The 22,445-nt window shown below is 64.2% G+C and carries 20 protein-coding genes; 12 read left to right on the top strand and 8 right to left on the bottom strand.

Translation table 11 applies throughout. The features are described from left to right. The first annotated feature begins 9 nt into the window (after positions 1–9). The 5 genes from AB6804_RS24815 (at position 10) to AB6804_RS24795 (ending at position 4,569) form a co-directional block, all read left to right on the top strand. Complete coding sequence (locus AB6804_RS24815; protein WP_370888701.1) at positions 10–936, top strand: CsgG/HfaB family protein; 927 nt, start codon at positions 10–12, stop codon at positions 934–936. A gap of 20 nt (positions 937–956) precedes the next feature. Further along, positions 957–1,496 carry a hypothetical protein gene (locus tag AB6804_RS24810; RefSeq protein WP_370888700.1) on the top strand — a complete coding sequence of 180 codons (540 nt, stop codon included), beginning with the start codon at positions 957–959 and terminating at the stop codon, positions 1,494–1,496. 144 nt (positions 1,497–1,640) lie between these two features. Then, the gene (locus tag AB6804_RS24805) at positions 1,641–2,921 is read left to right on the top strand and encodes a hypothetical protein (RefSeq protein WP_370888699.1); all 1,281 of its coding nucleotides are present in this window, start codon (positions 1,641–1,643) and stop codon (positions 2,919–2,921) included. 146 nt (positions 2,922–3,067) lie between these two features. Then, a complete protein-coding gene (locus AB6804_RS24800; protein WP_052005595.1) occupies positions 3,068–4,183 on the top strand; it encodes a porin in 1,116 nt (371 codons plus the stop codon). 53 nt (positions 4,184–4,236) lie between these two features. Then, positions 4,237–4,569, top strand: a complete 333-nt coding sequence (locus tag AB6804_RS24795) for a DUF2322 family protein (RefSeq protein WP_370888698.1) — start codon at positions 4,237–4,239, stop codon at positions 4,567–4,569. A 59-nt stretch (positions 4,570–4,628) separates the two neighbouring features. Here the strand turns inward: AB6804_RS24795 and AB6804_RS24790 are convergent, their stop codons facing one another. Further along, positions 4,629–5,981, bottom strand: coding sequence for an MFS transporter (locus tag AB6804_RS24790; RefSeq protein ID WP_370888697.1), 1,353 nt, complete (start codon positions 5,979–5,981; stop codon positions 4,629–4,631). A 106-nt stretch (positions 5,982–6,087) separates the two neighbouring features. Next, positions 6,088–7,005: a 5-dehydro-4-deoxyglucarate dehydratase gene (gene kdgD / locus AB6804_RS24785; protein ID WP_370888696.1), complete on the bottom strand. Its 918-nt coding sequence runs from the start codon at positions 7,003–7,005 to the stop codon at positions 6,088–6,090. Positions 7,006–7,200: 195 nt separating this feature from the next. On the opposite strand from kdgD, the gene garD reads away from it, so the two are divergent. The 3 genes from garD to AB6804_RS24770 all read left to right on the top strand — a co-directional run bounded on the left by garD (position 7,201) and on the right by AB6804_RS24770 (position 11,111). Then, entirely contained in the window at positions 7,201–8,790 is a 1,590-nt protein-coding gene (garD, locus tag AB6804_RS24780; RefSeq protein ID WP_370888695.1) for a galactarate dehydratase, read from the top strand. Between the two features lie 131 nt (positions 8,791–8,921). Then, complete coding sequence (locus AB6804_RS24775) at positions 8,922–10,160, top strand: Zn-dependent hydrolase (RefSeq protein WP_370888694.1); 1,239 nt, start codon at positions 8,922–8,924, stop codon at positions 10,158–10,160. Between the two features lie 93 nt (positions 10,161–10,253). Further along, complete coding sequence (locus AB6804_RS24770; protein ID WP_370888693.1) at positions 10,254–11,111, top strand: NmrA family NAD(P)-binding protein; 858 nt, start codon at positions 10,254–10,256, stop codon at positions 11,109–11,111. Positions 11,112–11,116: 5 nt separating this feature from the next. Here the strand turns inward: AB6804_RS24770 and AB6804_RS24765 are convergent, their stop codons facing one another. Genes AB6804_RS24765 through AB6804_RS24745 form a run of 5 tightly spaced genes read right to left on the bottom strand, consistent with a single transcriptional unit; the run spans position 11,117 to position 16,391 of the window. Then, positions 11,117–12,568 (bottom strand): efflux transporter outer membrane subunit, encoded by a 1,452-nt coding sequence (locus AB6804_RS24765; protein ID WP_370888692.1) that lies wholly within the window; start codon positions 12,566–12,568, stop codon positions 11,117–11,119. Between the two features lie 14 nt (positions 12,569–12,582). After that, entirely contained in the window at positions 12,583–13,566 is a 984-nt protein-coding gene (locus tag AB6804_RS24760; RefSeq protein WP_370888691.1) for an efflux RND transporter periplasmic adaptor subunit, read from the bottom strand. Continuing rightward, positions 13,563–13,772 carry a DUF1656 domain-containing protein gene (locus AB6804_RS24755; protein WP_244795947.1) on the bottom strand — a complete coding sequence of 70 codons (210 nt, stop codon included), beginning with the start codon at positions 13,770–13,772 and terminating at the stop codon, positions 13,563–13,565. The genes AB6804_RS24760 and AB6804_RS24755 overlap by 4 nt, the downstream gene beginning before the upstream one ends. Before the next feature lie 37 nt (positions 13,773–13,809). Next, positions 13,810–15,927, bottom strand: a complete 2,118-nt coding sequence (locus AB6804_RS24750) for an FUSC family protein (RefSeq protein ID WP_370888690.1) — start codon at positions 15,925–15,927, stop codon at positions 13,810–13,812. Further along, positions 15,924–16,391 (bottom strand): MarR family winged helix-turn-helix transcriptional regulator, encoded by a 468-nt coding sequence (locus AB6804_RS24745; protein ID WP_370888689.1) that lies wholly within the window; start codon positions 16,389–16,391, stop codon positions 15,924–15,926. Before AB6804_RS24745 ends, AB6804_RS24750 begins: the two co-directional genes overlap by 4 nt. A gap of 146 nt (positions 16,392–16,537) precedes the next feature. Between AB6804_RS24745 and AB6804_RS24740 the strand changes: the two genes are divergently transcribed. Next, positions 16,538–17,293: a YoaK family protein gene (locus AB6804_RS24740; RefSeq protein WP_370888688.1), complete on the top strand. Its 756-nt coding sequence runs from the start codon at positions 16,538–16,540 to the stop codon at positions 17,291–17,293. Between the two features lie 94 nt (positions 17,294–17,387). Next, positions 17,388–18,581 carry a class C beta-lactamase gene (gene ampC / locus AB6804_RS24735; protein ID WP_370888687.1) on the top strand — a complete coding sequence of 398 codons (1,194 nt, stop codon included), beginning with the start codon at positions 17,388–17,390 and terminating at the stop codon, positions 18,579–18,581. On the opposite strand, the gene AB6804_RS24730 is transcribed toward ampC, so the two are convergent. After that, entirely contained in the window at positions 18,560–19,513 is a 954-nt protein-coding gene (locus AB6804_RS24730) for a LysR substrate-binding domain-containing protein (protein WP_370888686.1), read from the bottom strand. The two genes, ampC and AB6804_RS24730, sit on opposite strands and share 22 nt — an antisense overlap. A gap of 121 nt (positions 19,514–19,634) precedes the next feature. On the opposite strand from AB6804_RS24730, the gene AB6804_RS24725 reads away from it, so the two are divergent. Further along, a complete protein-coding gene (locus tag AB6804_RS24725) occupies positions 19,635–21,368 on the top strand; it encodes an IlvD/Edd family dehydratase (protein WP_370888685.1) in 1,734 nt (577 codons plus the stop codon). A gap of 22 nt (positions 21,369–21,390) precedes the next feature. Further along, positions 21,391–22,305: a Gfo/Idh/MocA family protein gene (locus AB6804_RS24720; RefSeq protein WP_370888684.1), complete on the top strand. Its 915-nt coding sequence runs from the start codon at positions 21,391–21,393 to the stop codon at positions 22,303–22,305. The last annotated feature ends 140 nt before the right edge of the window (positions 22,306–22,445 follow it).

Below are 22,445 nucleotides of genomic sequence, written 5' to 3'. Positions count from 1 at the left end.
GCATCTGCAATGAACACGAATGCTTTCAAATCCGCGGCGCTTGCGGCCGCCGTCATCGGCGCGATGCTGCTCACCGGCTGCGTTACCGCGCCGATGCCATCGTCCGGCAATGCGACGCTGACGCCGCCGACACGCGTCACGCGCGATCTCACCCATCTGCCGCCGCCGAAGGGCAGGATCATCGCGGCGGTGTACGGCTTTCGCGATCTGACCGGCCAATACAAGCCATCGCCGGATAGTTCGTTTTCCTCACAAGTCACGCAAGGCGGGGCGTCATTTCTTGTGAAGGCGATGCGCGATTCCGGCTGGTTCACGCCGGTCGAGCGCGAGAACCTTCAGGACCTGCTGACCGAACGCAAGATCATGCGGGCGCTCGAAACGCCGGACGACAAAAATCGCGCCGGTTCCATTCCGCAGATCGGCGCGCTGGCTCCCGCGAGCATCGTGCTGGAAGGCGGCATCGTCGGCTATGACTCGAACATCAGGACGGGCGGCGCGGGCGTCGCGTATCTGGGCATCAGCGCGTCGCAGCAGTATCGCGTGGATCAGGTCACGGTGAACCTGCGGGCGGTAGATATCCGCAACGGCACGATTCTCAACAGCGTATCGACCACGAAGACCATCTATTCCGTTCAGGTCGATACGGGCGTGTACCGCTTCATCGGCTTCAAGGATCTGTTGCAGGCCGAGCTCGGCATGACGCGCAACGAGCCGCAGCAGTTGTGCGTGAACGAAGCGATCGAATCCGCGCTCGTACATCTGATCGTGCAGGGCGTCGCGAATCAGAGCTGGTCGCTCAAGGACATGAAGGACTGGTACGACCCGACGATGCAGCGGTATCTGCAAGAGAACCAGGGTTATGTCGCGACGATGGAAGACGTGAATCCGCCGTATAGCCCGGTGAAAGTCGATCCGCCCAAGACGCTCGGCGGTTGAACATGAACAAGGAGACGAGAATGAACCAGCCGGTTGCGCCCTGGCGCGCATCGAAGGTTGCGTTGTGTGCGGCGGTTTTCGCGGTCGTGAGCCTGTCGCTCGCGGTGTTCGCAGCGGATCTGTCGCCGGTATCGGACTTCGGGCCATCGGAGCCGGGCTTCAACGGCGGCGCGCAGTGGGCGCGTGTTTCGCAAGCCGGCGCGGGCAATCGCATGGTTGGGGTGCAGGCCGGCGCGAATGGCCTGATGGCGAATCAGGCGGGCGTCGCGAACGCGGCTGCGATCGCGCAGGGCGGCAATGGCAACTGGACGGCGCTTGCGCAGACCGGCAGCGGCAACCAGTACGAAGGCGTGCAGGCGGGCGTCGCCAACCGTTCCATCGCCGTGCAGAACGGCAGCAATAACGCAGCGACGGTGACGCAGATCGGCTCGTCGATGTCGTCGCAAGTGACGCAACTCGGGGTCAACAACGAGGTCGCCATCTTGCAGAGTCGCTACGGCGCGACGCTGCAAGTCATGCAGAACGGCAACGGCGCCAGGGCGTCGGTTCTTATGAAGTAGCAACGTTTTTCCGCCAGGGCGTGATGCCATGGCGCGAGGAGACCGCAGTAAAGAAGGTGCAGGTCGATGAGGCCGGAGCGCGGCAGGGGCTGAACTCCGTCAAGCAGAGAAGTCACTCAAAACATAAACCACGAGGCTATAAAAATGAAAGTCAAGGCATCTATCATCGCTATGGGTCTGGCGGCGCTCGCATCGGGCTCGGTATTTGCGGCAGGTTTCTCGGCCAATGAATCGGCGACGGTTTCGCAATTCGGCGAATCGAACAAGGCGACCGTCGACCAGCAATCGTCGACTGGCGACCGCGTGAGCGTGCTGCAAGGCGGCAACGGCACGAAGGCCACGGTGACCTCGAAGGACGGCGCCTCCAACCGCACGGACATCGCGCAAAACGGCGCATTCGGCGGTGACTCCGGCCTCGTCGCCAACGTGACGCAAGATCGCGCACTGAGCGAGCGCACGAGCATCACGCAGACGGGGAGCAACTCGACGGCCAACGTCACGCAAACGGCATCGGCCGGCGACAACGACAGCATCCGCCAGAACGGCACGAACAATACCGCGAAGATCACGCAGACGAACGCGGCCGGCAATACGGTGAGCATCGATCAAGGCCAGGGCAAGGGCTTCGCCCGGCTCGACGGCGGCAGCGCCACCGTCACGCAGACGTGGACGTTCGGCAATAACGTGCAGATCTCGCAGACCGGCGACCACGGCATCGCGAATGTCGAGACCACCGGCGGCGGCCTGAACAAGACCACCATCACGCAAACGGGCGGCGGCACAGATGCGTATGTCGGCCAGCAAAGCGAACTGGGCGATACCGTTTCGATCAAGCAGGACGGCTCGGCACTGGCGAAGGTGTTCTCGGGCAACGGCAGCGGCAACAAGACGACCATCGAGCAGAGCGGCGCCTATGCACCGAACTTCGCGCAAGTGAACCAGGGCAATGCCGTCAACGAAACGACGACCATCGTTCAGAGCGGCCCGCTGTACAACAAGACCTACGTGAACCAGTACAACGAGTCGAACGACCACACGTCGGTGACGCAATACGGCAGCACCAACGAAGCCACGCTCACGCAGCAGAACGGCGGCCGCAACGTGCTGACCTCTTTCCAGAGCGGCTCCAAGAACACCGCGAATCTGACGCAGCAAGCGGCGGTCGAATCGTCGCTGCTGTCGGTGCAACTCGGCGATCTGAACGTGGCCAACGCGACGCAGTCGGGTAAGGACGAAGAACTGCTGCTGACGCAAGTCGGCTTCGGCAACAGCGCGACGGCTCTGCAATCGGGCACGGGCAACAACGCGTACATCGGTCAGTCGGGCTACGGCAACGTGGGTTCGGTGACGCAGGTCGGCGCGGGCAACACGGCGATCGTTTCGCAAAGCGGTGCGAAGAACACCGCGACCATCTCGCAGCGTTAAGCATCGACGAGACGTAGCGAACCTTGCGGGCGGCATGCGGCTTTCGGGCCGTATGCCGCCCGCTTTTTTGCTGCGGGCCGATATCAGCCAGTTTCGCGAGATAGTGCTATGGTCGTGCGCGACGAAATCTCATCACGACCACGCCCATGAAAACCACCATCGCGGCTGTCAGCCACGCGGCAGGCCTCCTTCTTTTCGCATCGACCGCATGGGCGCAATCCAGCGTCACGATGTATGGCCGTGTCGATGGCGGCATCGAATATCTGAATCATGTCGCCAATGGCGCGGGCGGCAATTCGACGCGATGGAGCGCCGAAGGGGGCGACTGGGGCACGAGCATGTGGGGGCTCAAGGGCGTCGAAGACCTGGGCGGCGGCATGAGCGCCGTCTTCACCCTGGAGACGGCGCTGCAGATCATGAACGGGAGAACAGGCGGCGATCGCATGTTCTCGCGGCGGGCCTATGCCGGTCTGAATTCGAAGACGTGGGGCCAGATTCAGGCGGGCCGCAATCTTTTCATCGATAGCGACGGCGTGTGGGAATTCGATCCGTTCGTGCAGGAAGCGGTGTCGTCGGCATCGCTCGTGCGAGGGCGAAACTGGCAGCAGACGAGCAACAACGTCGAGTATCACAGCCCCGTGTTTCATGGCTTCGACGTGCAAGGGCAGTATGCCTTCGGCAATCAGCCCGGCGCGTTCAACAGCGGCGCGCCCGGCGAATTCGGCAGGTCCGAGGGCATCATGCTGACGTATCATTCGCCGCTTCTCGACGTGCGCGGCATCTACGACGAACTGCGCGATCAGAACGGGCGGCTCAGCAATATCTTCTCGTCGTCGCGCGAGTACTTCGTCGGCGCGAATCTCAAGGTGGACAAGTTCAAGGTGCAGGCCGCTTATACGCACTACGCCGCGCCCGATTCGCCAGCAGGCGTGGCCGATAGCGCCGATCACTACTGGCTCGGCGCGACGTATCAGGCGACGCCGCAATGGGCCGTCACGGCAGCGGGCTTCTATATTCATGTAGGCGAGGGCGCGGGCGATGCATCGCATGATCCCGCGAGCCACGCGACGCTCTATGCGCTCGGCACCACCTACAACTTCACGAAGCGCACCTTTCTCTACGGCACCGTGGCCTACGTGCGCAACAGCGCGAACGGCACGTTCTCGGTGTTCGCGACGCCGCGCAATGCCGATGTCAGTACGAGTCCGCTGGCCGGCGAATCGCAGACGGGCGCGTATGTCGGCATGATGCACATCTTCTGATCGTTTAAGATACGCCGCCTCGATAGTCGACTCATCAACGCGGAGTGTGCTTCATGATTCAGCCCGGCAACGTATTCAAGGACAACCTCGCTCAATTGCCTTCCATCGACGGCATCGAGCGTATCGATCTCATCGATGGCAAAGGCGCGGTGGCCGCCAGCATCGAAAACAAGCCTGGCAAGCAGGGCTCGCTGGCCGTCTATCACTATCTGAAGCAGGCGTTCGGCACGCTGGATGCCAAGGCCGCCGAACACGGCCTCGCGGTGTTCGCCGAACATACGGCGGATGCGCGCAATCGTCCGGGGGCGCATCCGAATGTCGATCGCCTGCTGGATATCGTTGCGGGCGGTGAGGCGTTGAAAATGGATGTGATCGCCGCGGCCTGAGCATCGGCAAAAAAGAGGCGGCCCGCGCTGGCCGCCTTCGAATAGCAATTCAGAACGCGCTATTGCAACTGCACCCGCTCGATCTTCTTCACGATCACGAGATAGCTGAATACGGTGATCAGCGCGTTGACGCCGACGAACGCGAGCGCTCCGTTGAACGATCCCGTCGTCGCGACGAGATAGCCGATCACGATCGGCGTCACGATGCCGGCGACATTGCCGAACATGTTGAAGATCGAGCCCGACAGGCCGATGGCTTCTTTCGGCGAGGTATCCGCGACCACGGCCCAGCCCAGCGCGCCGATGCCCTTGCCGAAGAACGCGAGCGACATCAGCGCAACCACGATCCAGTCCGTGTTCACATAGTTGCAGCCAATGATGCACGACGACAGCAGCATGCCGCCGACAATCGGCGCCTTGCGCGCGACGGTCAGGGAATGGCCGCGTCGAACGAGCGAATCGGAGAGCACGCCGCCGAGCACGCCGCCCGTGAAGCCGCAGATGGCGGGCAGCGACGCGACGAGTCCCGCTTGCAGAATCGTCATGTGGCGCGCCTGGACGAGGTAGATCGGGAACCACGTCAGGAAGAAGTACGTCAGCACGTTGATGCAGTACTGCGCGAGATACACGCCTAGCAGCATGCGATTCGTGAGCAGTTGCTTCACGACCGGCCAGCCGACCGGGCTGCCCTTATCGGCGCTGCCTGAACCGCGCTCACGCTGATGTCCCCGCACGAGGCCGCCGCCTTGCTCGATGTACTCGAGTTCATTGCGATTGACGCGCGGATGATCGGCGGGGTTCTTCATCACCGAAAGCCAGATGATGGCGAGCATCAGGCCCGCGACGCCCATCACGATATACACGTGATGCCAGCCGAACGCATGTGTGAGCCACGCCATCAGCGGCGTGAACACGACAGCCGCGAAGTATTGCGCCGAATTAAAAATGGCCGATGCCGTGCCGCGTTCCTTCGTCGGGAACCAGCTCGCGACGACCTTCGCATTGGCGGGGAAGGCCGGCGCTTCAGCTGCGCCCATCATGAAGCGCAGCACGAACAACGCGGTGACTGCCGCCGCTGCGCTGCCGAGCAGGCCAATCGCACTTTGCAGCAGCGTGAACAGCGACCACAGGAAAATGCTGGCCGCATAGACGCGGCGCGCGCCGAAGCGGTCGAGCAGCCAGCCCGCCGGGACCTGAGATAGTACGTATGCCCAACTAAAGGCCGAGAAGATATAACCCATGCGGATGGCGTCGAAGCCGAACTCCGCGCGCATGGCCGCGCCCGTCACCGACAACGTGGCGCGGTCCGCGTAATTGAATGTCGTGATCGCGAAGATCAGCAACAGAATGACGTAACGCACTTTCGTGCGCTTCATGACGTCGGCGGGATGGGCGGCGCGGCTCATCGACATGAACTTCTCCTCGTCTCCGGTGCTTCATGCACGAAGGGCCGCACGAGCGGCCCTTTTCGATGCGGGCGCGCGTGACTGTCTGCGTGCCCGTTGCAGTGCCCGCCGCTTATTGCGAGCCGAGCTTCTTGATGAGCGCGTCGAGCTGGCCCATCTCTTCTTCGGTCAGATCGATGAGCGGCGCGCGCACCGGGCCTGCGTCGTGACCGACGAGCTTCGCGCCCGCCTTGACGATGCTCACCGCATAGCCTGCGCGGCGGTTGCGGATGGCAAGGTACGGCAGGAAGAATTCGTCGACCAGCTTGCCGGTGGTTTCGTGATCGTTCGCGGCGATCGCGCGATAGAAGTCCATCGCCGTCTTCGGGATGAAGTTGAAGACCGCCGACGAATACACCGGCACGCCGAGCGCCTTGTAGGCGGCGGCGTAGACTTCCGCCGTCGGCAGGCCGCCGAGGTACGAGAAGCGGTCGCCGAGGCGGCGGCGGATGGTGACCATCGCTTCGATTTCACCCACGCCGTCCTTGAAGCCGATCAGGTTCGGGCAGCGGTCGGCGAGGCGCTCGAGCATGTCGGCATTGAGCTTCGAATTGGCGCGGTTATAGATGATGACGCCCATCTTCGGCACGGCTTTGCAGACTTCTTCGGCGTGCGCCGCGATGCCTTCCTGCGATGCTTCGGTCAGGTAATGCGGCATCAGCAAAATGCCTTGCGCGCCGTTCTTCTCGGCTTCCTGCGCAAAGGCGATCGCGGTGCGCGTCGGGCCGCCCGCGCCCGCGAGAATCGGCACCTTGCCACGGCACACTTCGGTCGCCGTGCGCACGATCTGCGAATATTCAGGTTGCGTCAGCGAAAAGAACTCGCCCGTGCCGCCCGCCACGAAGAGCGCCGACGCGCCATAAGGAGCGAGCCATTCGAGGCGCTCCGCGTAGGTATCGGCGCGGAAGTTGCCCTGCGCGTCGAAGTCGGTCACGGGGAACGAAAGCAGGCCTTCGGAAACGATTTGCTTGAGTTCTTGCGGTGTCGTCATGGTTTGTTGTCTCAGTGAGGAGCGTGCGGCAGATGCAGCGCTTATAGGTCATCGTACAACATCGCGTCTTGCCGAACAAGCGTAAACGTGAGTGTCGCTGTAGAATGAAGGGTAAATACCGAGGAACGGCTGACTGTTATGTTGTAGGATGACATAACTCCAGAAGTCGGCTCAATGGCGCCAAGGACCATCAGAATGAATCAGCCCCCGCTTTATATTCGCGTGCATCCCGAAGACAACGTGGCGATCGTCGTGAACGACGGCGGCCTCGGGGAAGGCGCAACGTTCTCCGATGGCCTCGTGCTGCGCGAGCGCGTGCCGCAAGGCCACAAGGTCGCGCTGAAGGACCTCGCGGAAGGCGATGCGGTCATCCGCTACAACGTGGTGATCGGCTATGCGCTCAAGCCGCTGCCGAAGGGTAGCTGGATCAACGAGCACGTGCTGCGGATGCCGACGCCGCCCGAGCTTCATGACTTGCCGATCGCGACCATCCAGGCGCCCGACACGTCGCCGCTCGAAGGCTTCACGTTCGAGGGGTATCGGAATGCGGACGGCACGGTCGGCACCCGCAATATCCTCGCGATCACGACGACCGTGCAATGCGTCGCGGATGTCGTGCAGCACGCGGTCGACCGCATCAAGGCGGAGCTGTTGCCGCGCTACCCGAATGTCGACGATGTCGTGAGCCTCGGTCACACATACGGCTGCGGCGTCGCTATCGAAGCGCCCGACGCGATGGTGCCGATCCGCACGGTGCGCAACATCGCACTGAATCCGAACTTCGGCGGCGAAGTGATGATGGTGAGCCTCGGCTGCGAGAAGCTGCAGCCCGAGCGCCTGATGCCGCCGGGCACGATCCCGATCGCTGCGGCCGCCGTGGATGACGCGATCGCGGATATCGGCGACATGGAGAGCGAGGACAACGGCGCGGCGGTCGTCTTGCAGGACGAGGTGCACGTCGGCTTCCAGTCGATGATCGATTCCATCATGCGCATGGCGGAAACGCACCTGAAGCGGCTGAACAATCGCCGCCGGGAGACGTGCCCCGCGTCGGATCTGGTTGTCGGCGTGCAGTGCGGCGGCAGCGATGCGTTTTCCGGTCTGACCGCGAACCCGGCGGTCGGCTTCGCGACCGATTTGCTGGTGCGCGCGGGCGCGACGGTCATGTTCTCGGAAGTGACGGAAGTGCGCGATGGCGTCGCGCAGCTCACCGCGCGAGCCGCGAATGGCGAAGTGGCGGCGGCGATCATCCGCGAGATGCAGTGGTACGACGATTATTTGAAGCGGGGCGGCGCGGATCGCAGCGCGAATACGACGCCGGGCAACAAGAAGGGCGGGTTGTCCAACATCGTCGAGAAGGCGATGGGGTCGATCGTGAAGTCGGGTTCGTCGACGATTTCGGGCGTGCTGTCGCCGGGAGAGAAGGTCAAGCAGAAGGGCTTGATCTATGCTGCGACGCCTGCGAGCGATTTCATCTGCGGCACGCTGCAACTGGCGGCGGGCATCAACCTTCACGTGTTCACGACCGGGCGCGGCACGCCGTATAGTCTCGCGGAAGTGCCGGTCATCAAGGTGGCGACCCGTTCCGATCTGGCGCGCCGCTGGCACGATCTGATGGATGTGAACGCGGGCACCATCGCGACCGGCGAAGCGACGATTGGCGATGTGGGCTGGGAGCTGTTCCGGCTGATGCTGGATATCGCGAGCGGGAAGAAGCAGACGAAGGCCGAGGCGCTGAAGCTGCATAACGCGCTCGTATTGTTCAATCCGGCACCGGTGACCTGAAGCGAGAGAAGTGGTGTTGACCCGCGAAAAGCCCCGATCTTTCGGGGCTTTTTTTCGTTTTCGCGGTTACCGACGCCTCTCCATATGCTGCACATGTAAGCTACTCATCTGCCAGCCCACCACTAACCGCCATGCTCAAAATCAACCCCACCCGCCTGCTGAACGACCTCAGCCACCTGCGCACCTTCGGAGCCACCGGCCCCGGCGTCGTGCGCCTGTCGTTATCAGCCGCGGACATGACCGCGCGCCGCTGGCTCGTCGACCGTATGCGCGATGCGGGCCTTGATGCCTCCATCGATGGCGTCGGCACCGTGTTCGGCCGCTCGCGCAACGCCGGGCCCGCGCTGCTGATCGGCTCGCACACCGACACGCAACCGACAGGCGGCTGGCTCGATGGCGCATTGGGCGTGATCTACGGCATCGAAATCGCACGCGCGCTCGCCGAATGCGAAGAGACCAAACATCTCGCCGTCGATGTCGCTTCGTGGATCGACGAGGAAGGCACGTTCTCCGGCTTTCTCGGCAGCCGCAGCTTCGTCGGCGATAACGTCGATGAAGCGATCCGCCAAGCGCGCAATCGCGAAGGCGTATTACTCGCCGATGCGCTCGCGCAAGCGGGCATCGCAAACGCACCGCGCGTTCGCATCGACGAGGCGCGGCACAAGGCGTATCTCGAGCCGCATATCGAACAGGGCGGGCGGCTGGAGGCGGGCGGCAAGTCGCTCGGCGTGGTGACGACGATCGTCGGCATACGCGAGCTTGCGCTGCGCTTCACCGGCCAGCGCAATCACGCGGGCACGACGCCGATGGCTATCCGCCGCGATGCGGGCGCGGCGCTCGTCGCGTTCATCGTGCGCATGGACGACGCGTTCAAACAACTCGCCGATGCGGATACGGTATGGACCGTCGGCCGCATCGAACTCGATCCGAGTTCGTTCAGCGTCGTGCCCGGACGGGCGGACATGTGCCTGCAATTCCGCGACGCCGATCCCGCGCGGCTCGATGCGATGGAACGCGCGCTCGCCACGCTGATCGACGCGTTCAACGCAGAAAACGGCGTGCACGTGGAAATTGCGACGAGCGAACCGCCCGAGCAACCCGTCGTGATGAACAGCGCATTGCAGACCCATCTCGCCGATGCAGCCGAAGCGCTCGCGCCCGGTCAATGGGAGCGCATGCCGAGCGGCGCATCGCACGATGCGCAGGTCATTGCGCATCATTTGCCGGCTTGCATGCTGTTCGTGCCGAGCATCGGCGGCGTCAGTCACGACTTCATCGAAGATACGGAGCAAGCGCATATCGTGCTGGGATGCGAGGTCGCGGCGCGGGCCGCCGCAAGCATCCTGCACGAACTGAATCGTCATTCGTGACCACGTGTCATCAATGAAGTGACGCGTGCGGCATCGGTTGAACGATGGCGTTGTCCTACGATGCGAGGCTTCTGCATACGGAGGAATCAGACGATGTACGCCATCACAGGAATCACCGGACAAGTCGGCGGGGCGCTCGCCAATGCATTGCTCGAAGCGGGACAACGCGTGCGCGCCGTCGTGCGCGATGCGAGAAAGGGCGATGCGTGGCGCGCACGCGGCTGCGAAGTCGCCGTCGCCACGATGACCGATGCCGACACCCTCGCGCAAGCCTTCGAAGGCGCGCACGGCGTCTTTATCCTGCTGCCGCCCGAGTTCGATCCCGCGCCGGGTTTTCCGGAAACGCGCGAAGTCATCGATGCAATCGTCGCGGCGGTCAGGCGTGCAAAGCCGCGCAGGATCGTGTGTCTGTCGACCATCGGCGCGCAGGCCGCGCAAGAGAACCTGTTGACGCAGCACACCTTGCTTCAGGAGGCGCTCGCAAGTCAGCCGATTCCTGTCACGTTTCTGCGCCCCGGCTGGTTCATGGAAAACAGCGCGTGGGACGTGCAATCGGCGCGCGACGAGGGCATCGTCCATTCGTTTCTGCAACCGCTGGATCGCGCCATTCCGATGATTGCGACCGTCGATATCGGTAAAGCCGCCGCGAAGCTGCTACAGGAAGCGTGGCAGGGACATCGCATCATCGAGCTGGAAGGGCCGAAGCGCGTGAGCCCTGACGATATCGCTCGTGCGTTCGCGACGGTGCTCGGCAAGCCGGTGCGCGCACAAGCGGTGCCGCGCGACACCTGGCAGGCGTTGTTCGAGCAGCAAGGCATGCGGCATCCGATGCCGCGCATCCGCATGCTCGACGGCTTCAACGAAGGATGGATCGACTTCGAGAAGCCGCGCGACGAGATCATCAAGGGCAATGAATCGCTCGAGTCGGTGATTCGCAAGCTCGTGGCCTGAGCCGATCACTTTCCTTTGGCTTGCGCCACGTCTTCGTCACGCTCCCAGCCGCCGCCCAGTGCAAGGAACAGGTTGACCTGATCCACCGCGACCTGACCTTCCGCCGCCGCCACTTGCGCGGCGACGCTGGTCAGCGTGCGCGTCGCATCGAGGTCGGCGATAAACGATTCGCGTCCCGCCGAATACAGTCGGTGCGTCTCGTCCGCCGATTGCACCGCAGAACGGTACGCCGTGCGCAGGTTATCGGCGCGGGTCGTATCGGAAGCATAGGTGGCGAGATTGCTTTGCGTTTCACGCAGCGCGTTCAGCACGACGCCGTCGAAATGCGCGAGCGCGCCGCCCGATGCCGCCTCCGCCTGCTGCACGCGTGCGCGCTGGCCGTTGATCGGGAAGTTCCAGTTGATGAGCGGTCCGAACGCCCAGCGGTTCGTCGTCGCGCCCAGCAGGTCTTGCGCGATACCGACCGATCCCACCGACGCGCCGAAGCTCACCGACGGATACAGCGCCGCCGTCGCCACGCCGATGCGCGCCGTCGATGCCGCCAGTTGCCGCTCGGCCTGCCGCACATCGGGGCGGCGTTTGAGCAGCGCGGCGCCATCGCCGACGGGAATCGGCTGGCGCAGCTTCGGCAGTCTGTTGCATGCGAGCGCGGCGGGCGGCAGCGCGGAAGGCGCACGCGCGAGCAGCATCGCCAGGCGATACTGCGCCACGCGTCGGCGGGCGACGTATCGCGGGATATCGGCGGCGAGCGTCTCGGACTGCGTCTGTCCGCGCGTGACTTCGGACTGATTGCCGCGCCCCGCATTGCGCAGCCGCGTGGTCAGTCTCACGCGCTCGCGCTGCAATTCCAGCGACTTCTGCGCGATGGACAGCTCTTCCGCCGCCGAGCACGATTCGACATAGGCGCGCACGACATCGGCGACCACCGTGATGCGCGCGAGATCGGAGGCGGCTTCGACGGCTTCATCGTCGGCGACGGCGGCTTCGATACCGCGCTTCAGCTTGCCGAACAGGTCGAACTCATACGACACGCTCAGTTCGAGCGCACCTTCGTTCACGACCGGCAGCTTCTCGGTCAACAAGTACTGTTCCGCCGATTCCTGCGCGCGCTGGAACGCGACCGAACTCTTGCTCGAAAAGCCGCCTTGCCGGTTTGCGAATTCGACTTCGGCGCGCGAGCGGGCGAGATTGGCTGCGGCCACACGCAGGTCCGCGTTCGATATGAGCGCTTCGCTGACGAGCTCGTCGAGCGCGGGGTCGTCGTAGAGACGCCACCATTTCGAGGGCGCCGTGCCTTGCGTGACGGGCGCATCGGCGGCGCCTTCGATCGGCGCGTTCACATACGGCGCGTTGACCGCCGCGCCTTCGGGCAGCTTGTAATCGGGGCCTACGGTCATGCAGCCGCCGAGTGCGAGCATCGACGCAAGCAGCGTGAGGCCGAGGCGTGGCGTCGTCATGCGTGCAATGCCTTTCATTGCGATGCGCCCGAAGCAGCCGCGCCAGCGGGAACATGCGCCGGCAGCGGCGATGCGGGCGCCGTCGCGGATGCGGGCACGTTGCCCGCCGGCGCGCGACGCCCGACCGCGGGACCGATGCCGCGCACCGACACCGTCGCGGTGCGGCCCGCGATCATGCGGAAATCGGCGGGAATTTCATCGAGCGTGACGCGCACCGGAATGCGCTGCGCGAGCCGCACCCAGCTGAACGCGGGGTTCACGTTCGGCAAGAGACTCGGGCTTTGCTGACGATCGCGGTCTTCAATTGCCGCGACGATGCTCTGCACATGACCGCGCAGAATGTTCGGCTCGCCCATCACCTTGATGTCGACCGGCTGGCCGATGTCGATGCCATGCAGCTTGGTCTCTTCGAAATAGCCATCGACGCGGAACGAATGCAGATCGACCACCGACAGCACCGCGCGTCCCGCCGCTACGAATTCGCCTGCACGCGGCGCGCGATCGTTCAGATAGCCATCGACGGGACTCAGCACTTCCGTGCGCTGCAGGTTGAGACGCGCGGTGTCGATCGCGACCTGCGCATCGGTGAGCGCGGCGGTGGCCTGCTGAACGCGCGACTGCGTCTCTTCCACTATTTCACGCGCGACGAGATTGCCGAGCGAACGGTTGCGCGCGTCTTCGCGGCGCGCCTGATCGAGCGTCGCGCGGCGCTGCTGCGCGTTCGCTTCGGCGTTGCGCAGCGCGAGCGCATAGCGCGCCTGATCGATCACGAAGAGCACGTCGCCGCGTTTGACCTGCTGGTTGTCCGCGACCTTCACTTCGGTGATGAGACCTGACACGTCGGGCGCAACCTGGATGACATCCGCGCGGACGTGGCCATCGCGCGTCCACGGCGCGAACATGTAGTAATCGACCAGCTTCCACAGCACGACGGCTGCAATGGCGACGACGATGAGCGTGAGCAGTATCTGCCCGACTGAGAACCAGGTTTTTTTCACGTGATGAGCCGGTGCGAAACGACGACGACAAGCCCCAGCACCAGTACATAGATGCCGAGATCGAAAACGGAGCGATGCCACACGAAGCGATAGAAGCCCACGCGGGCGAGCACGGTGCGGATCGCCAGATTCAGCAGATAGGCGATGAACATCAGCACGAGCACGGCGGGCACGAACACGCCGAGAATGTCGATTTCGCCGATCATGCGTGAAAGTTCAATGACGAGAGTAGTTGCGCGATCATCATGCGGGCTCTTCCCTTGGCGCGTCGCCGCGTGCGTTCGTATTGGCCTGCGTTTCGGTCGCCGGCGGATGCAGCGACAGACGAACGCCGATCAGCGCGTGCAGCGTATCGCGCAAGAGGCGTTCACCCGGCAGCGCGGCTTGCGCATGCTTGCCGGCCTCTTCGATGGTATGAGCCGCGACGCGCGCGACGGCGGCATCGATGGTCCGCACGAGCGCGGGCGGCACGGGCAGACGGTCGCGCCGGTCGATGCATTCCTGAAAGTACGCGCGCACGCCCGCGAGCACGTCGTCGATGGACGCTTGCACGTCGGCCGTGAGCTTGCGGCGCGCGCGCCGCAGATCGAGTGCATTCAGCGCCACGCGGAAGTCGCGAAAGCTCTCGATCGACGGATGCTTGTGCGAGTCCGTGCTCGCGTGGCGCGGCAGCACTTGCATCAGGCGGTCGAGCATGCGCGAGTAAAGATCGCGCTGATCGGAAATCGTCGCCGTCGATGCGCTGACGACGATATCGCGCCACGCCGAACGCGTGAGGCGCGCGACCGCGAGTTCGGAGCCGAAGGGCCGCGTGACGCGCGTCCAGACGAACGCGAAGAGCAGTCCGGCAAGGCCCGCCAGATTGCTGTTCAGAAAGACGAAGATATCGGCTTCGTAGGCGCTCTGGATGCTGAGGAACGTCGCCGTATTCACCGCGACGAGCATGGTGATGAGCGTGAAGCGCGGGCGCGGAATCAGCGTGCCGATGATGAGAAACGGCACCGAGAAGATCACGACGAGCATCGGAAAGTCATGCACGTGAGGCAGCACCGCGAACACGTACAGCCCGGCCAGCGCCACGCTGATGCAGGTCGCGAGAAAGAACGTGAACACTTGCGGCGCGGGCTCGTCGAGCGCGGCGAAGAAGCAGCACGCCACCGCGGCAAGCGCCACGCCGCTCGCGCCATCCGCCCAGCCGGACTGGATCCACAGCACGCACGCGACGATGATCGCGCCGACCGCGACCGCCGTCGAAAACAGCATCATGCCGAGGTCGAAGAAACGCGCCGTGCCGCCGAGCCGCCAGTGACGGAAGCGCGGACGCCAGCGATGCTCCTCGTGCAGGATTGCGGCGCGCAGCGTGCGGATGTCGCGCCATACGTCGACGACCTGACCGAGCCGCCACAGCGCGCTCGAGAACAGCGCCCCGTCTTCGCTCGCGAGGGCTTCAGCGGACGGCCGCATCGCCGCGATGCGCTCGCGGAACGCGTCGGGTTCGCGGTCCGTTTCGGCGGGATCGTGTTCTTTCGGGGCGGGCAGCGAGATCCATCTCGCGACATCGGCGAGCAGCGCTTCGAGGCCTTCCGGATGCGTGCCGCGCCTGACGATGATTTCGATGAGCGGATCGGCAAGCGATGAAATCAGCGGCAGGAAAATCTGCATGCGCCCCTGCAACGCCCGCGCGCGCCGCACGATATCGGGGCGCGTGTGATCGTAGGTCAACTGGCTCAGCAGCACCTCGAGGCCGTTGACCGTGGCCGCGAGCCTCTGGCGCGCCGCCGAAATCTGCGCGCCGGCGAGGCGGCCCGAGAGCGTTTCGCTCGCATAGAAGGCGGCGTCGCGGAACCAGGCGTCGGTGCGCTCGATGAGCGTCGGCGCAAGACGGCTCGGAAAGAACACCGTCCCGACGATGCTCGCCACGACGATGCCGAGCGTGATCTCTTCGGTGCGCGAGATCGCGAGATCGAATACGGCAGTCGGATTCGTGACGGCGGGCAGCGCGATCAGCGGCAACGTATAGCCCGCAAGCAGGAAGACATAGCTGCGCGCGGTGCGGTCGAACATCGAGAGGAGCAGCAGCGTGCCCGTCCATAACGCGACCAGCACGCTAAAGAAGATCGGCGATTCGACGAAGGACGGCACGATCACCACCGCGCCCGCCGCGCCGATCACGGTGCCGAGCGCGCGATACAGCGCCTTCGAGCGCGTCGCGCCGACGAACGGGTTGGAGACGATATAGCAGGTGGCCATCGCCCAGTAAGGACGCGGCAATTCGAGTGCAAGCGCAATGTAAAGCGCAATCATCGCGGCTGCGAAGGTCCGCGTGGAAAACAGCCATTCGCGTGCGGACGGAAAATTCATGGTGCGGGGGTGTCGCGCCTGCCGCTGGTCGCATCGACCGATGCATTGAACACGCTGAGCACGCGCAGGGTCGTTTCGAGGTCTTCGCGGCTGACGTCCTTCAAAAGCCGTTCGCGCAACGAGACGAGCCGCTCTTCCATGCGCGCGGTGACGGCACGGCCTTCATCGGTGAGCGAGATGGTCTTGGCGCGCTTGTCCTCGGGATCTTCGTCGCGCCGCACGAGGCCGGCGGCGCACAGTTGATCCAGCAGACGGACGAGCGATGGTCCTTCGATGCCGATATGCTCGGCCAGCGCGACCTGCCGCACCGCTTGCCCGAGCCGGTGCGCGGCGAGCAGGGGCACCGCGCACGCCTCCGATACGCCGTATGAAGCGAGCACGCCGTGGCTCGTGCGCCGCCAGCGGCGCGCTGCCAGTACGAGCGTACTGCTGACCGAACGGCGCAGGAGATCGAGGGAAGTCATGGGCCGGGATTATAGCGGCTGTTTCATTCGTTAGCGTGCTAACGATTCGGGGTTTCCCGAGTATGTTCGCCCTGCGTTCGGCGACGCGCGGCGCTCGGGAAATATGTCGTGCTATCTTGCCGATTCGACCATCCGCCGGGCCAGCCATGCCGATCAGTTACCTCAGGGACCTGACCTCGCCGAGCCGCACCGACTCCGCCAATCGCCGGCTGGGCCGCGCGCTCGCGTTCGTTGCGGGCGCGGCCAACGCGGGCGGCTTTCTGGCCGTCGGGCAATACACGTCGCATATGTCGGGGCTGGTGTCGTCGGTGGCGGATCACCTCGTGCTCGGCCAGATGGCGTTCGCGTTCTCCGCGATCGGCGCGGTGCTCGCGTTTCTGGCGGGCGCGGCGACGTCGGCGCTGCTCATCAACTGGGGACGGCAGCGCGCCGCGCAGAGCGTGTTCGCGACACCGCTGTTGCTCGAAGCGTGTCTGCTGCTCGCGTTCGGCGTGCTCGGCGCGAACCTTGAGACGCATCGCGTGTGGGACGTGCCGGCGACGGTCGCGCTTCTTTGCTTCGTGATGGGCTTGCAGAACGCGATGATCACGAAGATATCGAAGGCGGAAATCCGGACCACGCACGTGACGGGGCTGGTGACGGATATCGGCATCGAACTGGGCAAGATTCTTTACTGGAACCGTGGCGTATCGCGCGGCGACGCGCGGTATGTGCGCGCGAATCATGCGCGCCTCGCGCTGCTCGGTTCGCTGCTCGGCATGTTCGTGGCGGGCGGTTTCGCGGGCGCGCTCGGCTTCGCGCATCTCGGCTTCATGGCGACGGTGCCGCTCGCCGTGCTCCTGCTGCTGTTCTCATCGGTGCCGGTGGTGGATGACTTGTCGGCGGTGCGGCGGCGCAGGTAAAGCCGCGCATGCGTCGATCGGTCGGCGTCCGGCCTCGCATCGTCGAATAGAATCCTTCGCGTCGATCATTCACTACAAGCGAAGGATTCAGCCAATGAAGCCCACCATGCTGCGCTTGTTCGCAGCGGCCGTTCTCTCCGCGTGCGCGCTCCCGGTATTCAGCCAGACGACTCCCGACGCCATCCGGCATATCGTCGACACGGCGATCACGCCGCTCATGACTCGCGACGACATCGCGGGCATGGCGGTCGGCGTCGTCGCGAACGGTGAGACGCAGATGTTCACTTACGGCGTGGCGTCGAAGCAAACGGGCAAGCCCGTCACGGGCGACACGCTCTTCGAACTCGGCTCCGTCAGCAAGACCTTCACCGCGACGCTTGCGTCCTACGCTCAGCTGCAAGGCGATCTTTCCTTCAGCGATCCAGTGAGCAAGCGCGTTCCCGAGTTGCGTGGCACGCCATTCGGCGACACAGTCACGCTGCTCGATCTCGCGACGCACACGCCCGGCGGCCTGCCGCTGCAAGTGCCCGATGACGTGCACGACAACGCGCAACTGATGCAGTATTTCAAGGCGTGGAAGCCGCGTTACCCGGCGGGCGCGTATCGCACGTATGCGAATCCGGGCATCGGCATGCTCGGCTTGATCACCGCAAAGACGATGCGGCAAGACTTCGATGCGCTCATGCAGCAGCGCCTCTTTCCCGCGCTGGGCCTGACGAGTACCTATATTCAGGTGCCCGCCGCTCGCATGAAGGACTACGCGCAGGGTTATGCGAAGGACGGCGCGCCGGTTCGCGTGAAGCCGGGCGTGCTGTCATCGGAAGCGTACGGCGTGAAGGCGACGGTCACGGACATGATGCGCTTCGTTCAGGCAAATATGAACGATGCCGCGAACATCGACGCGACGTGGCAGCGCGCGATCATCGCGACGCACACCGGCTACTTCGTCGCCGGCCCCATGACGCAGGATCTCATCTGGGAGCAGTATCCGTATCCCGCGCAATTGCAGGCTTTGCTCGATGGCAACTCGCCCGCGATGGCGCTCGAAGCGCAACGGGTCGAACGCATGCAACCGCCGCAAGCGCCGCGCGGCGATGTGTGGATCAACAAGACCGGATCCACGAACGGCTTCGGCGCGTATGTCGCCTTCGTGCCGGGCCAGCATGTTGGCATCGTCATGCTGGCGAACCGGAACATCCCGAACACGGAACGCGTCGCCGCGGCGTATGCGATCGTGACAGCCCTGCTCGATGCGGAAGCGGGCCGTCAGCGCTCTTCGTCGCGATAGACGTCGAGCGCGGTCGTGCGCAAGGCGTCGATCATCACGTTCGCGGCGGGCGAGAGCAAGCCGTCCGCCCGCGTGACGATGCCGAAGTCGTCCATCTGACAATCCATCGGCAACGGAAGCATCTCGGTGACGCCATGACGCGCGTAGTAGAGCGCGACATCCTCGGCGAGCACCGCGATCATGTCGCTTTGCTCCAGCAAGCGCGTGATGAACAGAATGGCCGCCGTCTCGACCACGTTCGAAGGCGGCGCAAGACTCGCACGCTGAAACATCAACTCGAAGCGATGCCGCAGCACGCTGCCCGCCGGCGGCACGAGCCACGCGCACGGCTGCACATCGGCGAGCGTAAGCGCCGGGCTTTTCAACAACGGATGCCCCGAGCGCACGACGGCGCGCACCGGCTCGCCGCTCAACGGCTCGTAACGCAGCCTGAGCTTGTCATGCTCCGCCGAAAGCCGGCCGATGACCACGTCGAGTTTCTCTTGCGCAAGCCGTTCGAGCAGCACGTTGCTCGCATCGATTTCGACGGACACGCGGATGTCCGCATGCGCGCGTTTCACAGCCGCGACCGCCGCGGGCAGAAGCCGCACGCCGGGCGACGTGATCGCCCCGACCGCCACATGCCCGAGCCGCCCTGACTTCAACGCGACTAACTCTTCTTGCGCCTGATCGAGACTGCCGAGCACGGCACGCGCGTGGCGGACCATTGCATCGCCATACAGTGTGGGACGCATGCCGCGCGGCCCGCGCTCGAAGAGCGTCACACCGAGCGTCTCTTCCAGTTCGCGCAGGAGCTTCGACGCGGCGGGCTGCGTCATATGCAGCGCAGTGGCCGCGCGATGAATGTTGCCTTCTTCCGCCAGCGCGACGACGAGCATCAACTGTCGCGTCTTCAGCCGGTTGCGGATATACCAGGGAGTTGAATTCAGCATCAACATCTAAGGGTTTGCACGAATGCTGATTTGAATATGGGGAAGGTCGAACATTTCATTGGCAGATTATCACGCGCTCTCCTATCCTTCGCCGAATCGACTTCTGAAAATGGACTGATACATGTCGGCATCGAAACCCAAGCTGCGCTCACAACAATGGTTCGGCACCGCCGACAAGAACGGCTTCATGTATCGAAGCTGGATGAAGAATCAGGGCATTCCCGATCACGAATTCGACGGCCGCCCGGTCATCGGCATCTGCAATACCTGGTCGGAACTGACGCCGTGCAATGCGCACTTCCGCAAGATCGCCGAGCACGTGAAGCGCGGCGTGTATGAAGCCGGCGGCTTTCCTGTCGAATTCCCCGTGTTTTCCAATGGCGAATCGAACCTGCGTCCGACCGCGATGCTTACGCGCAATCTCGCGGCGATGGACGTCGAAGAAGCGATTCGCGGCAATCCCATCGATGCCGTGGTGCTGCTCACCGGCTGCGACAAGACCACGCCCGCGCTCCTGATGGGCGCGGCAAGCTGCGATGTGCCGGCCATCGTCGTGACGGGCGGGCCGATGTTGAACGGCAAGCTCGACGGCAAGAACATCGGTTCCGGCACGGCGGTCTGGCAACTGCATGAATCGCTGAAGGCGGGCGAGATCGACCTGCATCAGTTCCTGTCGGCGGAAGGGGGCATGTCGCGCTCGGCGGGCACCTGCAACACGATGGGCACCGCATCGACGATGGCGTGCATGGCCGAAGCGCTCGGCACGTCCTTGCCGCACAACGCGGCGATTCCCGCCGTCGATGCGCGTCGCTACGTGCTCGCGCACATGTCCGGCATTCGCATCGTGGAGATGGCGCTCGAAGGGCTGACGCTGTCGAAGATCCTGACGCGCGAAGCCTTCGAGAACGCAATCCGCACCAACGCGGCCATCGGCGGCTCGACCAACGCGGTCATCCATCTGAAGGCGATCGCGGGGCGCATCGGCGTGCCGCTGGAACTGGAAGACTGGACGCGCATCGGCCGCGATACGCCGACCATCGTCGATCTGATGCCTTCGGGCCGTTTCCTGATGGAAGAGTTTTATTACGCGGGCGGCTTGCCGGCGGTGCTGCGGCGCCTCGGCGAAGCGAACCTGCTGCCGCATCCGGACGCGCTGACGGTCAATGGCAAGACGCTGTGGGACAACGTGAAGACGGCGCCCAACACGAACGACGAAGTGATCCGCGAACTGAGCAATCCGCTGATCGCCGATGGCGGCATTCGCGTCTTGCGCGGCAATCTCGCGCCGCGCGGCGCGGTGCTGAAGCCGTCGGCGGCGAGTCCCGAACTGCTCAAGCATCGCGGGCGCGCGGTCGTGTTCGAGAACCTCGAGCACTACAAGGAACGCATCGTCGATGAAACGCTCGACGTCGACAAGGACTGCGTGCTCGTGATGAAGAACTGCGGGCCAAAGGGTTATCCGGGCATGGCCGAAGTGGGCAACATGGGCTTGCCGCCGAAGCTCTTGCGTCAAGGCGTGAAGGACATGGTCCGCATCTCCGATGCGCGCATGAGCGGCACGGCGTATGGCACGGTGGTGCTGCATGTCGCGCCCGAAGCGGCGGCGGGCGGGCCGCTTGCCGCGGTGCGCGACGGCGACTATATCGAGCTGGATTGCGATGCAGGCACGCTGCATCTCGACATCAGCGACGAGGAACTCGCGCGCCGCATGGAAGGTCACGTGCCGCCGAAAGTGTGGGGCGATGGCGGCTATCAGCGTCTCTACGTCGATCACGTGCTGCAAGCGGACGAAGGCTGCGATCTCGACTTCCTCGTCGGCAAGCGCGGCGCGGAAGTGCCGCGTCACTCGCATTGAACCGGCTACGGAGAGCATCGGTATGACAACGCGTTATACGCTCGCGGTCGTCGGCATCGGCAAGATCGCGCGGGACCAGCATCTTCCGGCGATCGCCGCGCAGCCCGGCTTCGAGCTTGTCGCATGCGCGAGCCGCAATGCGTCCGTCGATGGCGTGCGCAATTACGCGGACATCGACGCGCTGCTGGCGGGGGAATCATCGCTCGATGCGGTGTCGCTCTGCGCGCCGCCGCAAGTGCGCTTCGCACAGGCCCGCGCGGCGCTCGAAGCAGGCAAGCACGTGATGCTCGAAAAGCCGCCGGGCGCGAGCGTCAGTGAAGTCGAAGCGCTGAACGAGATCGCGCGGGCCAACGGCTGCACGCTTTTCGCAAGCTGGCATTCGCGGGCGGCGAGCGCGGTGGAGCCGGCGCGCGCGTGGCTCGCATCGAAGGAAGCGGGCAACGTGCGCGCAGTGGAAGTGCGCTGGAAAGAGGACGTGCGCCGCTGGCATCCGGGGCAGCAATGGATCTGGGAGCCGGGCGGACTCGGCGTGTTCGATCCGGGCATCAATGCATTGTCGATCGTGACGCGCATCCTGCCGCGCGAGATCGCATTGCGCGCGGCGACGCTGACCATTCCGCGCGATACCGCGACGCCGATCGCCGCCGAGCTGGAGTGCGTCGATACAAACGGCGCACCGGTGCGCGCGGTGTTCGACTGGCGTCACGGCCCGGTCGAAGAATGGGCGATCGACGTGGATACGGATGCGGGCCGCCTGTCGATTCGCGAAGGCGGCAAGCGTTTGTCCATTGCGGGCGAGGACATCACGCTCGGCGCGGAGCGTGAATATCCGGCGCTTTACGAACGCTTTCACGAACTCATCGCGCAGCGGGAAAGCGATGTCGATATACGTCCGCTGCGGCTCGTCGCCGATGCGTTCCTCTTAGCAGGCCGCTGAAATACTGATCGCAGAGGTCATCGCGGGATGTGCCTGAAGCGTTGATAGAAGGACCTAACTTGCCCCCCCGGAGATCATGCGCGGCGCCGACACGTTCACTGAGAGTTTGTTTTCCTTTCGCAAGCTCGACGACTTCGTTC

It is taken from the genome of Caballeronia sp. RCC_10 (genome assembly GCF_041360715.1).
Classification (GTDB): Bacteria; Pseudomonadota; Gammaproteobacteria; order Burkholderiales; family Burkholderiaceae; genus Caballeronia; species Caballeronia grimmiae.
This window is presented reverse-complemented; position numbering and strand designations above follow the sequence as displayed.

Bases quoted from the DNA above. Each gene is read 5' to 3' on its own strand.
- AB6804_RS24815 (WP_370888701.1), top strand. From the start codon at position 10: ATGAACACGAATGCTTTCAAATCCGCGGCGCTTGCGGCCGCCGTCATC.
- AB6804_RS24810 (WP_370888700.1), top strand. From the start codon at position 957: ATGAACCAGCCGGTTGCGCCCTGGCGCGCATCGAAGGTTGCGTTGTGT.
- AB6804_RS24805 (WP_370888699.1), top strand. From the start codon at position 1,641: ATGAAAGTCAAGGCATCTATCATCGCTATGGGTCTGGCGGCGCTCGCA.
- AB6804_RS24800 (WP_052005595.1), top strand. From the start codon at position 3,068: ATGAAAACCACCATCGCGGCTGTCAGCCACGCGGCAGGCCTCCTTCTT.
- AB6804_RS24795 (WP_370888698.1), top strand. From the start codon at position 4,237: ATGATTCAGCCCGGCAACGTATTCAAGGACAACCTCGCTCAATTGCCT.
- AB6804_RS24790 (WP_370888697.1), bottom strand. From the start codon at position 5,981: ATGTCGATGAGCCGCGCCGCCCATCCCGCCGACGTCATGAAGCGCACG.
- kdgD (WP_370888696.1), bottom strand. From the start codon at position 7,005: ATGACGACACCGCAAGAACTCAAGCAAATCGTTTCCGAAGGCCTGCTT.
- garD (WP_370888695.1), top strand. From the start codon at position 7,201: ATGAATCAGCCCCCGCTTTATATTCGCGTGCATCCCGAAGACAACGTG.
- AB6804_RS24775 (WP_370888694.1), top strand. From the start codon at position 8,922: ATGCTCAAAATCAACCCCACCCGCCTGCTGAACGACCTCAGCCACCTG.
- AB6804_RS24770 (WP_370888693.1), top strand. From the start codon at position 10,254: ATGTACGCCATCACAGGAATCACCGGACAAGTCGGCGGGGCGCTCGCC.
- AB6804_RS24765 (WP_370888692.1), bottom strand. From the start codon at position 12,568: ATGACGACGCCACGCCTCGGCCTCACGCTGCTTGCGTCGATGCTCGCA.
- AB6804_RS24755 (WP_244795947.1), bottom strand. From the start codon at position 13,772: ATGATCGGCGAAATCGACATTCTCGGCGTGTTCGTGCCCGCCGTGCTC.
- AB6804_RS24750 (WP_370888690.1), bottom strand. From the start codon at position 15,927: ATGAATTTTCCGTCCGCACGCGAATGGCTGTTTTCCACGCGGACCTTC.
- AB6804_RS24745 (WP_370888689.1), bottom strand. From the start codon at position 16,391: ATGACTTCCCTCGATCTCCTGCGCCGTTCGGTCAGCAGTACGCTCGTA.
- AB6804_RS24740 (WP_370888688.1), top strand. From the start codon at position 16,538: ATGCCGATCAGTTACCTCAGGGACCTGACCTCGCCGAGCCGCACCGAC.
- ampC (WP_370888687.1), top strand. From the start codon at position 17,388: ATGAAGCCCACCATGCTGCGCTTGTTCGCAGCGGCCGTTCTCTCCGCG.
- AB6804_RS24730 (WP_370888686.1), bottom strand. From the start codon at position 19,513: ATGCTGAATTCAACTCCCTGGTATATCCGCAACCGGCTGAAGACGCGA.
- AB6804_RS24725 (WP_370888685.1), top strand. From the start codon at position 19,635: ATGTCGGCATCGAAACCCAAGCTGCGCTCACAACAATGGTTCGGCACC.
- AB6804_RS24720 (WP_370888684.1), top strand. From the start codon at position 21,391: ATGACAACGCGTTATACGCTCGCGGTCGTCGGCATCGGCAAGATCGCG.